Annotated in this window: 10 protein-coding genes; 5 read left to right on the top strand and 5 right to left on the bottom strand. The window is 69.9% G+C overall.

Features of this window, described 5'->3' with window-relative positions; all coding sequences use genetic code 11:
• Nucleotides 1-2: 2 nt before the first annotated feature.
• The 3 genes from OG246_RS18215 to OG246_RS18225 all read right to left on the bottom strand — a co-directional run bounded on the left by OG246_RS18215 (nucleotide 3) and on the right by OG246_RS18225 (nucleotide 3,285).
• Nucleotides 3-971, bottom strand: a complete 969-nt coding sequence (locus OG246_RS18215; RefSeq protein ID WP_266463138.1) for a hypothetical protein — start codon at nucleotides 969-971, stop codon at nucleotides 3-5.
• Between the two features lie 155 nt (nucleotides 972-1,126).
• On the bottom strand, nucleotides 1,127-2,131 hold the full coding sequence (locus tag OG246_RS18220; RefSeq protein ID WP_266463141.1) for a zinc-binding dehydrogenase: 1,005 nt from the start codon (nucleotides 2,129-2,131) through the stop codon (nucleotides 1,127-1,129).
• Entirely contained in the window at nucleotides 2,128-3,285 is a 1,158-nt protein-coding gene (locus OG246_RS18225) for a mandelate racemase/muconate lactonizing enzyme family protein (protein WP_266463144.1), read from the bottom strand. Before OG246_RS18225 ends, OG246_RS18220 begins: the two co-directional genes overlap by 4 nt.
• Nucleotides 3,286-3,540: 255 nt before the next feature.
• Here OG246_RS18225 and OG246_RS18230 point away from each other — a divergent pair, with 255 nt between their 5' ends.
• Nucleotides 3,541-4,218, top strand: coding sequence for a hypothetical protein (locus tag OG246_RS18230; protein WP_266463147.1), 678 nt, complete (start codon nucleotides 3,541-3,543; stop codon nucleotides 4,216-4,218).
• A 175-nt stretch (nucleotides 4,219-4,393) separates the two neighbouring features.
• Here OG246_RS18230 and OG246_RS18235 read toward each other — a convergent pair whose 3' ends face one another.
• Complete coding sequence (locus OG246_RS18235) at nucleotides 4,394-4,828, bottom strand: MarR family winged helix-turn-helix transcriptional regulator (protein ID WP_266463150.1); 435 nt, start codon at nucleotides 4,826-4,828, stop codon at nucleotides 4,394-4,396.
• 148 nt (nucleotides 4,829-4,976) lie between these two features.
• On the opposite strand from OG246_RS18235, the gene OG246_RS18240 reads away from it, so the two are divergent.
• Both OG246_RS18240 and OG246_RS18245 read left to right on the top strand, forming a co-directional pair.
• A complete protein-coding gene (locus OG246_RS18240; protein ID WP_266463153.1) occupies nucleotides 4,977-5,999 on the top strand; it encodes an NADP-dependent oxidoreductase in 1,023 nt (340 codons plus the stop codon).
• A gap of 103 nt (nucleotides 6,000-6,102) precedes the next feature.
• Nucleotides 6,103-6,522: an organic hydroperoxide resistance protein gene (locus tag OG246_RS18245; protein WP_266463156.1), complete on the top strand. Its 420-nt coding sequence runs from the start codon at nucleotides 6,103-6,105 to the stop codon at nucleotides 6,520-6,522.
• A gap of 70 nt (nucleotides 6,523-6,592) precedes the next feature.
• Here the strand turns inward: OG246_RS18245 and OG246_RS18250 are convergent, their stop codons facing one another.
• Nucleotides 6,593-9,127 carry a M14 family zinc carboxypeptidase gene (locus OG246_RS18250; RefSeq protein WP_266463159.1) on the bottom strand — a complete coding sequence of 845 codons (2,535 nt, stop codon included), beginning with the start codon at nucleotides 9,125-9,127 and terminating at the stop codon, nucleotides 6,593-6,595.
• 294 nt (nucleotides 9,128-9,421) lie between these two features.
• Between OG246_RS18250 and OG246_RS18255 the strand changes: the two genes are divergently transcribed.
• Nucleotides 9,422-10,285 carry a hypothetical protein gene (locus OG246_RS18255; RefSeq protein ID WP_266463162.1) on the top strand — a complete coding sequence of 288 codons (864 nt, stop codon included), beginning with the start codon at nucleotides 9,422-9,424 and terminating at the stop codon, nucleotides 10,283-10,285.
• Nucleotides 10,286-10,399: 114 nt separating this feature from the next.
• The gene (locus tag OG246_RS18260; protein WP_266463165.1) at nucleotides 10,400-11,152 is read left to right on the top strand and encodes an LppX_LprAFG lipoprotein; all 753 of its coding nucleotides are present in this window, start codon (nucleotides 10,400-10,402) and stop codon (nucleotides 11,150-11,152) included.
• Nucleotides 11,153-11,215 lie beyond the last annotated feature (63 nt).

Below are 11,215 nucleotides of genomic sequence, written 5' to 3' on the forward strand. Positions count from 1 at the left end.
CGTTATGAGGGCGTTTCGAACCGCTGCAGCGCGCCCGGCAGCCGTGAACCGAGCGGCGCCATGTCGCCGTCCGCTCCGTGCCGCGCGAGCAGGTCCAGGGCGAGCCGGCCGCGCCGCACTCTTTCCCTGGCCGTGTGGAGGGTCAGGTCCCGCAGATGGTGCCCGTACGGGTAGATCCCGGGCGCCTTGGACAGGCCGAACTTCAGATAGATCGGTGCGCCGCGCCGGATCAGCTCGGCGACCTCGTACATCCGCACGTACCCGCCGAGGTCGTCGGGGGCCTCGATGTACATGTCCATGGGGGCGGCGGAAACCCGCCGGATCTCGGTGAGGTGATCGAGCGTCAGATCACTCGGCACATTGAGGGAGTCCGCGCCGAGATGCTCGTACACGGCGTACGAGGCCGGGTTGACCGGACCAACGAGCGCCGAGAGCTTGAGAGTTGTGTCGGCCGGGATGATCCCGGCCACCCGCGCCCGGTGCAGCGTCCAGAGCACGCCCTCGTCGGCGACGAGCAGGCACTTGACGCCCAACTCCGTTGCCCGGACGGCGTCTTCGACGCATCCGGCGACCGCGTCGTGACCGCGGGCACGCAGCCCGCCGCCGCGCGAGTCCGAGCGCACCGAACCGCCGATGTCCCAGGTGCCGCGCGGCCCGGTGAACAGGCAGAGCTCGATGTCGTGTTCGTCGGTCGCCTCGACCATCTCGGTGATCTCGGAGTCGGTCAGCATCCAGACGCCGCTGCCCTGACTGATCCGGTGGATCGGCACATCGAGCCGCGAGGCCTCCTTGAGGACCACGGCAAGCGCCTCGGGCCCCTCCACGGAGGGAACCTCGGTGCGCCAGCGGCCGCCTCCCGGGAAGGTGTGCGGCGAGGCGTCGGCGGGGGAGAGGGCGGGCGCGCCCAGGCCGAGCGCGGCGAGCGCCTGCTCACCGGGTCGACGGGCTGCCGTTGGCGGGGCGTCGGTCACAAGCTGTCCTTCGCGTTCGTTGACTGGTGCGTCCGATATCTCGAACGCGGTTCGTGTCGGTGGGTGTACGCCGGTACGGAGTGGTCAGGCACCCCGTACCGGCGTACTGCTAGGGGCGCCGAAGGACCCGGTTCATGGGCGGAGGACGACCTGGTTCATGGACGCAGAAGGACCTTTCCGACCTTGGGATCGCCGGACCCCACCAGCTCGATGGCCTGTGGGAACTCGGCGAGCGGCAGCTCGTGCGTGACCAGCGGCAGCGGGTTCAGCAGCCCGGCGCCGAACACCCGCACCGTGTGCGCCCAGGCATCCGGCGGCGCCCCGAACACGGTGTGCACCTCCAGCTGCCGTACGACGAGATCGGTGGGGTCGAGACCCTCCGCACCCGGCGCCGGGATACCCGTGAGGACCAGGCGTCCGCCGCGCCTGAGCAGGGAGGCGGCGGTGCGCGCGGCGGACGCGGACCCGGCGGTCTCGACGACCACGTCGAAATCGTCGGGCAGTTCCTGGTCCCTGGTACGGAAGTCGGTGGCGCCGAACGTCCTGGACAGCTCCGCGCGGTCGGGGCGGGTGCCGACGACCAGCAGCTCGGCCGGCGAGCCGGCCTTGAGGAACTGCACGGCGAACATCCCGAGCGTCCCCGTGCCCACGACCGCGACCCGCTCGCCGGGAAGGGCGTTCGCCTTGAGCGCGGCGGCCGCGATGCAGGCGGCCGGCTCGAGGAGGGCCGCCGCCGTCAGGTCGGCGTCCTCGGGCAGGACATGGAGAAGACGGGCGGGGAGGGTGAGAGTGGCGGCCATCGCGCCCGGCTGGGTGAAGCCGGTCTCCTCGTACCCCGCGGTGCACAGCGTGGTCTCGCCCGCGTGGCAGCGGTCGCAGACCTGGCAGTTGCGGAAACCCTCGCCGACGACCTTCCGGCCTACGAGCGAAGCGGGCACCCCGGCCCCGACAGCCTCCACCGTCCCGGACCACTCGTGGCCGGGAGTGAGGGGGTAACGGACGTACCCCTCGGGCCTGTTGCCCTGATAGACCTCGCGGTCGCTGCCGCAGATACCCACCGCGTGCACGCGCACGAGAGCCTCGCCGGCCTCCGGCCGCCTGGGCTCGTGACCGGTCAGCCGGTGCTCGCCCGGCGCCTCGATGACGACCGCCGTACTCACTGCGCACCCTTCGGCTTGCGCTGCTCCCAGCCGTCCGCCCACAGGTCGAACCTGGCCTGCTGCTGCGGGAACTCGGCCGCCGCGTCGACGTCCAGCTCGACACCGAGACCGGGCTCGTGGGACAGCTCGAAGTAGCCGTCGACGACCTGCGGGGCGCCCTTCACGACCTTCTTGATGTCCGCGTCCGCGAAGTCGTTGAAGTGCTCGAGGATCTTGAAGTTCGGGGAGGTGAAGCCGACCTGGAGGGAAGCGGCGGTCAGGACCGGACCGCCGACGTTGTGCGGCGCGACGAGGACGTAGTGGGCCTCGGCGGTGGCGGCCAGCTTCCGCGTCTCCCAGATGCCACCGATATGACCCACGTCGGGCTGGATGATGTCGACGGCCTGGCTCTCGAAGAGCTCGCGGAACTCGATGCGGTCGTGGATGCGCTCACCGGTGGCGACCGGGATGTCCACCTTGGCCGCGACCTTCTCCAGGGCCTTGAGGTTCTCAGGCGGGACCGGCTCCTCGAGCCAGGCGGGCTTGAAGGGCGCGAGCTCGTGGGCGAGGCGGATGGCGGTGGAGGGGGAGAACCGGCCGTGCATCTCCAGCATCAGCTCGGCCTCGGGCCCGATCGCGTCGCGCACGGCCTCGATGAGCGAGACGGCGTACAGGCTCTGCTCGTGGTCGAGCTCGAAGTGCCCGGTTCCGAAGGGGTCGATCTTGAGGGCCTTGTACCCGCGTGCGACGACCTCCTGCGCGGCCTTGTGGTAGGCCTCCGGGGTCCGCTCGGTGGTGTACCAGCCGTTGGCGTACGCCTTGACCTTGTCGGTGACCTTGCCGCCGAGCAGCTGCCAGACGGGAACGCCGAGCGCCTTGCCCTTGATGTCCCAGCAGGCCATCTCGATGACGGCGATACCCGACATCACGATCTCGCCGGCCCGCCCGTAGTCGCCGTACTTCATCCGCCGGACGAGGTCCTCGACAGCGAACGGGTCGGAACCGAGAATGTGGTTGGCCTGCGCCTCCCGCAGATACCCGATCAGCGCGTCGGTGTGGCCCAGCATGCGGGTCTCGCCGACTCCGGTGACACCTTCGTCGGTGTGCACCTGGACGTAGGTCAGGTTCCGCCAGGGTGTCCCGACCACGTGTGTGCTGATTCCCGTGATGCGCACGGCAGTTGCCCCCTGTGCTCTTCGGCTCTGTTCGAAATTTCGTCACACGTTCGAAATGCTGGCGTGACAGTAAGGATTCGGCCCCGGGGGTGTCAATGGGTCGAACACATAACGGTTTCGACGCGATGGGTGCGGGATGGCGGGGAATGGTCGGGGGTGTCCTCAACTCGGCACGCCGGAACGGGTGGTTCACTACACAACTTTCACAGCTGTGACTATGAACGTTACCTGTGGGGAATCTAGTCTTCCGGCGTCATGGACTACTGCCACCCGTGCCGCAGGCACCTCAATGGCGCTCTCGCATGCCCGGGGTGCGGCACACCAGTCGAAAAAGTTCGCGAGCATGCGGACGCGGTCGAACCGCGCCCGGAGGCGGACGATGTCGAGGACTCGTACGAGGGCGACGACGTGCGTCCCAGCGGGCGTGGACGGCGGCGGGGCGCCGCCGCGGGTGGGGGCAGCCGGCGGGACCGGAAGGCCGCCGCGCACCGGCGGCGGCGGCGCGGGGCGCTGATAGCCGGGGCGGGGCTGTTGCTCGCCGCGGGTGGGCTGAGTCTTGCCGAGCTCGGTATAGAGGGGCCCGGGTCCACTCCGCAGGCCGCCACGGCGGACGAGTCTGCCGACGGGGGTGCCAGTCCGGCCGAGACCGCCCTGCCGATCGACGACACGGAGGGCTCCACCGGCACCTCCGCCTCCGACTCGCCGTCCGCGTCCGACTCGGCCTCACCGTCCGCTTCCGCGTCGCCCTCCGCCTCCGCGACGGACGAGGAGTCCGCGTCCGCCACGGCCCCGCAGGCCACGACCTCGGCCCCGAAGCCGTCCCGCCCCGCCGCGACCTCCCAGGCCCCGACAACCGACCCGACCTCGGCGGACCCGACGGCGGACCCGTCGCCTTCGGAGACGTGCAGCCAGTTCCTGTGGTGGTGCACGTAGGGGTTTGTTTCGCCCCCTCCGCCCCTACCCGTCCCGTTCCTGGGGGCTGCGCCCCCAGACCCCCGCATCGCGCTGACGCGCTCGTCCTCAAACGCCGGACGGGCTGACACCGGGCGTAGCCCGGAAGCATGGGACGGGTAGGGGCGGAGGGGGCGAAAAACCCCACCCCAGCCCCCTACGCGGCGAGCATCCGCTGCAACAACCCCCGCAAGGAAACCCGCTCCTCCCGCGACAGCCCCGCCAACGGCTCCCGAGCAAACCGGAGCGACTCCCGCAGCCCCCGGGCAACCCCCCGCCCCTCCTCCGTGCAGGCCGCCAGCTTGACCCGACGATCGGTCGGATCCGGCCGCCGCTCGACCAGCCCCCGCGCCTCCAGCCGGTCCACGATCCCGGTGACATTCGACGGCTCGCACTTCAGCTTCTGCGCGAGCCGCCGCATCGGCAGCGGCTCCAGCGACAGCAGGCTCAGCAGTCGCGCCTGCGCCCCGGTGAGCGCATGCTCGGCGGCAGCGTCCTCGTACTCCTCGTGGTACCGCGCCACCACCGTGCCGATGAGGTCGACCACCTCAAGCGTCAGGGGGTCGATTCGGGGTGTCTTCTGCGTGGCCATGCGCTCCAGGCTACCTCGTTACTTGACATCATGAAATATTCAGGAGCATGGTTGTTTCAGGTACTGAAGTATCTGAGCCACCAGAACCACTAGAGCCCCCCGAACCGCCAGAGCCGCAGACAGCAACCCGCAGGAAAGGCACCCCCTCATGACCGAGACCCCCCAGCTCCCCGCCGTCAGCCGCGAATGGCACCTGGTCAGCCGCCCGGTAGGGGTGCCGAAGCCGGAGGACTTCGCCCTGGTCGAGGCCGAGGTCAAGCAGCCGGGTGAGGGTCAGGTACTCGTACGGAACAAGTACCTCTCCGTGGACCCGTACATGCGCGGCCGCATGAGCGACGCCAAGTCGTACGTCGCCCCCTTCGAGCTGGGCAAGGTCATGCAGGGCGGCGCGGTCGGCGAGGTGGTCGCCTCCAACGCCGAGGGCATCGCGGTCGGCGACCATGTGCTGCACTTCTTCGGCTGGCGCGAGTTCGCCGTGGTGGACGCCAAGCAGGCCGTCAAGGTGGACCCGGAGGCCGCGCCGCTGAGCACGTACCTCGGCGTCCTCGGCATGACCGGCCTCACCGCGTACGCGGGTCTCCTGCGCACCGCCTCCTTCAAGGAGGGCGACTCGGTGTTCGTGTCCGGCGCCGCGGGCGCGGTCGGCAGCCAGGTCGGCCAGATCGCCAAGCTCAAGGGTGCGTCGAGGGTCATCGGGTCCGCCGGCTCCGACGAGAAGGTCAAGCTGCTCGTCGAGGAGTACGGCTTCGACGCCGCCTTCAACTACAAGAACGGCCCGGTGAACGCGCAGCTGCGCGAGGCCGCCCCCGACGGCGTCGACGTCTACTTCGACAACGTCGGCGGTGACCACCTGGAGGCGGCCATCGGCCGGCTGAACCGGGACGGCCGCATCGCCATCTGCGGCGCGATCTCCGTCTACAACAGCACCGAGCCCGTCCCCGGCCCGAAGAACCTCGCCCGCCTGATCCAGACCCGCGGCCGCATCGAGGGCTTCCTCGTCGGCGACCACTACGACATGCAGGCGCAGTTCGTCCAGGAGGTCGGCCCCTGGGTCGCCTCGGGCGCGCTCAAGTACCGCGAGACGGTCGCCGAGGGCATCGAGAACAACCTGGAGGCGTTCTTCGGGGTCCTGCGCGGCGACAACACCGGAAAGATGATCGTCAAGCTCTGAGGCCGTCAGGGGTTCTGCTGGACTTCCGGCATACGGTAACTTCTTTCCGAAGTCGTCGCGATCGTGGGCGCGAGTCGCGGCGGACCTAGGAGGAACGCACCGTATGTCCATCCAGCAGACCGACGTCCTGTACACCGCCGTCGCCACCGCCGAGAACGGCCGCGACGGCCGAGTAGCCACCGATGACGGCAAGGTCGACGTCGTCGTCAATCCGCCCAAGGAGATGGGCGGCAGCGGCGCCGGTACCAACCCGGAGCAGCTGTTCGCCGCCGGGTACAGCGCCTGCTTCCAGGGTGCCCTCGGAGTCGTCGCCCGTCAGGAGAAGGCCGACATCTCCGGCTCGACCGTCACCGCGAAGGTCGGCATAGGCAAGAACGAGGACGGGTTCGGGCTCATCGTCGAGATCTCCGCCGCCATCCCGAACGTGGATGCGGCGACGGCCACGGCGCTGCTCGAGAAGGCCCACCAGGTCTGCCCGTACTCGAAGGCGACTCGCGGCAACATCACCGTGACGCTCGTCTGACAGCAGTCGTTGCACATGGCGGAGGCGGCACCCCAAGGACGTGGGGTGCCGCCTCTGTCGTAGCGACCTGCTAGTGCGCGAGTGCCAGCAACGCCCGTGCCACCTGCGGGAATTCACCCTTCGGGTGGTCGCGGAAGAGCGGTTCCGTGCCGAAGAGGACCGCGTGCGGGCCGCTCACGACGGAGGCCTGGCCCGCGGCAGCCGTGGGCCCCGCCGTACCGTCGGCCAGCGGGCGCCAGTGCCCGGAGACCAGCGGATTGCCCGTCCCGTACGACTGCTCCACGCGGACCCCGGGACCGAGATCGGTGAACCAGAGCGGGGCGTAGACGAAGCTGTGGTCCGGGGCGCCCGTGGTGAGCGCGCCCGAATTCACCACCCGTACAACGCCGTTGGCGTCCCCGTCGCCCGCCACCGGCTGCACGGCGAGCAGCCCTGTGGCGGCGTTGAGGGCCACGCCGGTGGCTCCGCGGCCCACCAGGCCATGGGTGCCGAGGAAGGCGCCGAGAGCGGCCCGTGCGGCCGTGTTGAGGCCTGCGTGGTTGAGCCCCGACGAGGCGAACAGCACATCCGCGCCGGACCAGTCGAAGCCCGCGTTGAGGATGCCCGTCGACACCGGGACCACGTCGAAGTTCATCTCGCGCAGTGCGAACAGCTCGCCCGGGGTCACCGCGGCGGCGACCCGGGTGAGGCGCAGGGGAGTGCCGCCGGTCACCTTCGTCGCGTCGAAGGCGACGTCGTACTCACGGGCCAGCACGACGGCCTTCGCCCGCGCCGAGCCCGGCACGATCGCGCTGCCGTCCGCGGCCTGCCGCACCGAAACCCCCTGCTTCAGAAGGGAGTTGAGGGCCGCGATCTCCTGCGGGTCGTCGAGGCGGAGCCGCAGATCGCCGCGCGGGGCGACGTACCCGACGTCCGTGGCCGCGGCGACCGCGCGCAGCGGGACGGCCGACAGGCTGCCGCTCCGTACGGGCGTGACCGTCGCGCCCCACAGCCGGCCCAGACTCCAGCCCGAGATGTCGTACATGACCGACACCTTGTCGCTGATGTCCGTCCCGTCCGCCAGCATCACATTGGCCATCCCGCGTTTGGCCTGGCGCAGGTCGACGACGTACGAACCCTTCGCGTACGACCGTCCCGCGAGCCGGAAGCCGCCGGTCGCGCGGCTGACGCGGACGTCGTTGGCGAGGAGGTGGTCGACCAGGCGGGCGGCGGCCGTCGCGGAGCGCTGCGTGGCGCCCGCCGGGATGACGTACGCGCGCGGGAACTCGGTCGTGTAGACGTCCTCGGGACCGATGCCCGGGACGCCGGGGACCGTCTCGGCGGAGACCGGCACCTGCGCGGCTCCGGTCACGCCACGCCGGAAGACCTCGATCTGGTCGGCGATGAGCGAAGTCCGGTGCGTCTGCGCGAAGTTGAGGGTGGCGCGCATGGCCGCGCCCGCGACATCGACGTTGATCGCGGAGCGCCGCTTCAGCTCGGCGACCGGCAGCGAGTCGTAGGCGGCGTTGTTCACCTGCATCGGGATCTCGACGGTGTGCGCGGCGACCGTGCCGTGGAACGCCGCGTACTGCGGCGTGAAGATCGGCGGCCAGTCGTCCCAGCCCTCCTCCTGGTCGCGGAAGGGGATCTGGGCCGGGTCCACGCCGTCCTTCGCGGGCGTGTAGCCGAGGCCGTTGACGGCGGCCTCCATGCCCAGCGCGTTGGCGTAGGTGTTCTTGAGGAAGAGGTCGTACTCGTAGTTCTCGCCGTGCGGCGGGGTCGTCGGCTCGATCAGCGTTCCGTTGACGTAGCCGTGCAGGTCGACCATGACCGCGGGCTGCTTGTCGATGCCGATCTGCCGCATCGCGCGCGCCTCGGGCTGCGAGGCGGTGATGAAGTCCCGGTTCAGGTCGAAGCCGTTGGCGTTGGCGCGGGTGCCCGCGATACGGCCGTCCGGGTTCGCGGTGATGTTGAAGTACAGGCGGCTGTGGGCGAGGAGATCGGCGGTCTTGGTGTCCTTGGCCGTCGCGAGCTGCTCGATGAGCCCGAGGGCGGCGTCCGTGCCCTCCCACTCGTTGCCGTGGATGTTGTTGTTGAAGAAGACGGGCGTCTTGTACGTCTTCTTCACGGCCGGGTCCTTGGCCGCCGCCTGCGGAGCGTTCTCGATGAGCTCGCGCATCCGGTCCTGGGCGCGCGTCTCACGGCTGGACTCGGGCGCGGTGACGGTGACGAGGTAGAGACGGTGGCCGCCGGCCGATTCGCCCGCGACCTCCACACTCACGCGATTGCCGAGCTCCTGAAGGGCGTTCAGCTTCGGGGCGATCGCGTGGTACGGGGTGAGGCCGAGCTTGATGGACTTGTCGGCGGGGTTCTCCGGGTCCGGGGGGAGGACCTGCTCACGCGGATAGCCGGCGGTGGAGCCGGAGAGGTCGGTGACGGGGGTGGCGAGGGCGTTGAGGGCGGCGCTCGCGGAGTTCCTGGCGGCGCTGCCCTGGCCGCTCTCCTGCCCGGATCCCTCCCGGACGGGCGGTTTGCGGTCCGCGGTGGCGCTCTGCGGGGTGAGCAGGAGTGAGCCGGTAGCCAGGGCGATGACGGTCGCGGTCAGGACGGGTCTCGGTAGGCGCACGCGTCGTACCTCCTGAGGATTCATGAGGATTCCTGAGATCGGTTCAGGGTCGGGTCGGTCGGATCGGTACGGCGAGGTGTACCCGTTCGACTCTCCCGCAACAAGAGGGCGTTGCTGTCACGTACGTCGTCACGCATGCGTCACGTACGCCGTCACGCACGCTGTTACTGATGCCGTCAGGTCCGCCGTCACATCCGCCATCACGGATGCCCCGGATGGCGCATGCCCGGTGGGTCGGAGAGGGCATCCTGAGTGCGACGGCCGAGCGGTACGCGTAACGAGGAGGGCCCCTCCATGTCCCCGATTCCGTCGCTCCCCAGCAGGGAGGACGTGCTGCGCATGGCACGCAGCACGACCGACATCACCGGCCAACTCCTCGACACGGCAGGGAACATCACCAGAATCGCGGTCAACACCCTGGATCCCAGGGACGGTTCCGGCGCGGAGGCGCTGCGCGTCCTGCGCGAGACCACGGCCGAGCTGGCCGAGGCGAGCGCGTCGCCGCAGGCGCAGGAGGCCTTCTACCGGATCGTGGACACCCTGACCCGGCTCAGCACCAGTGGGGCGCCGTTGGCGGCGCACCCCGTGAGCGAACCCGCGCAGGTGCTCCTCTCCGCGCTCGGCGACAGCCTGCTGCCGGTCCTCGACGCGGTGGCACCCGCGGTGGAGGAGGCGGCCGACGCCCTTGCCGAACTGGTCGACGCCGGCTCGCCGTTGCTGCCCGCGGCGGCCGGGATCACCGCGGGCGTACTCCTCGCACTGGCTCCGGTGATCCGGGCCGCCGCGGACGTCCTGCGCGACACATCTCCCGAACTCCGCCGCATCGCCGACGCGTTGACGGCCGCGCTGGCACCACTCCTCCCGCTCCAGGTGGCCCTCGCGGAACGGGCCGCCGCGGTGGGGGCGGGGGTCGTACGCGCCTCCCTGCCACCCCTGGCCGACCTCACGGAGGCCGCCGCGACCGCGACGAAGGCGGCCCGCCCACTCCTCATCGCCACCGAGGAGTTCCTCGTCTCCGGCCTGGAACACCTCCAGCCGCTCCTCCTGGGCACGGCATCACGGGCCGGGCGCGTGGCCCGCTCGGCAGCGGTCCGCGTGTCGGCGGCGGTGTCGCCTGCGGCGGAGCGGGGGGTGGTGGTCGCGGTGACACCGGTGTGATTCGCTGCCGCTTCAGGGGTTGTTGTGGCGCAGATCTGCCCGCCGTGGAGTGCTCTCGCTGTGCCCATGACAGACTCGGCGATCTGTCAGCCACGCTTGAGGAGGCCCCCTGCCATGCGCCACTTGGCCACCGTGGCGGCCGGTATCGCGGCCGTCGTCCTGCTCACGGGCTGTGGCGCCGGGGATGACGGGAAAGCACCCGCATCGACGTCGAAGAGTGGAGCATCGGCCACGCCGGACTCCGATGGTTCATTCGAAGTCGAGGCGGCGCTCAAGAACGCCGATCCAGCGCCTTACTCGGCCGAGATGACCACGGAAACCTATACGGGCTCCACGCTGACGGTCGTGATGGCCGGCCGGATGAATTTCAACGGATCAGCACCTACGGGCAAACTGACCATGACGTCCTCCGACAGCGTCCCGGAGGACCAGGCGTTCAACGCGGAGACGATCCTGCTGGAGGACGCCACCTACACGCGGACACTTGATGACGACGGAGCAGCTGGGGAGTGGCAGCGCACGGCTCTGGACTCCTCAACTGCGGGCGTATCTGACTACAGCGCTTACGCGCAACTGCTCTTGGACCTCGGACCGAAGGCCCAAAAAGGTCCGGAGGAGATGGACGGAACCTCGGCATACCGGCTTTCCGGGAAGCTCACCCAGGACCAGATCCGAACAGTGGACGGCCAGCTGTACGACAAGATGCGCGCCACAGGCACCGAGGAGTTCGCCTGCGACGTATGGGTCAACGAATCCGGCCGAGTCGTGCGCTTCGAGCAGTGGCTCGAGGTGTCCGGCAGCTCAGCGCACAACGTCGTGACGCTCAAGAATTTCAGCGAGCCGGTGGCTGTGAGCGCACCCGAGTAGCTCCAGCCCAACTGTCGCGCCATGCAGAGATGGCATGTGGCGGCTGACACCAGCGGCTGACAC

The sequence above is a fragment of the Streptomyces sp. NBC_00620 genome, from assembly GCF_026341825.1.
Classification (GTDB): Bacteria; Actinomycetota; Actinomycetes; order Streptomycetales; family Streptomycetaceae; genus Streptomyces.

Excerpts from the sequence above, each read along its gene's own strand:
- OG246_RS18230 (WP_266463147.1), top strand. The coding sequence starts at position 3,541 with ATGGACTACTGCCACCCGTGCCGCAGGCACCTCAATGGCGCTCTCGCA.
- OG246_RS18235 (WP_266463150.1), bottom strand. The coding sequence starts at position 4,828 with ATGGCCACGCAGAAGACACCCCGAATCGACCCCCTGACGCTTGAGGTG.
- OG246_RS18240 (WP_266463153.1), top strand. The coding sequence starts at position 4,977 with ATGACCGAGACCCCCCAGCTCCCCGCCGTCAGCCGCGAATGGCACCTG.
- OG246_RS18245 (WP_266463156.1), top strand. The coding sequence starts at position 6,103 with ATGTCCATCCAGCAGACCGACGTCCTGTACACCGCCGTCGCCACCGCC.
- OG246_RS18255 (WP_266463162.1), top strand. The coding sequence starts at position 9,422 with ATGTCCCCGATTCCGTCGCTCCCCAGCAGGGAGGACGTGCTGCGCATG.
- OG246_RS18260 (WP_266463165.1), top strand. The coding sequence starts at position 10,400 with ATGCGCCACTTGGCCACCGTGGCGGCCGGTATCGCGGCCGTCGTCCTG.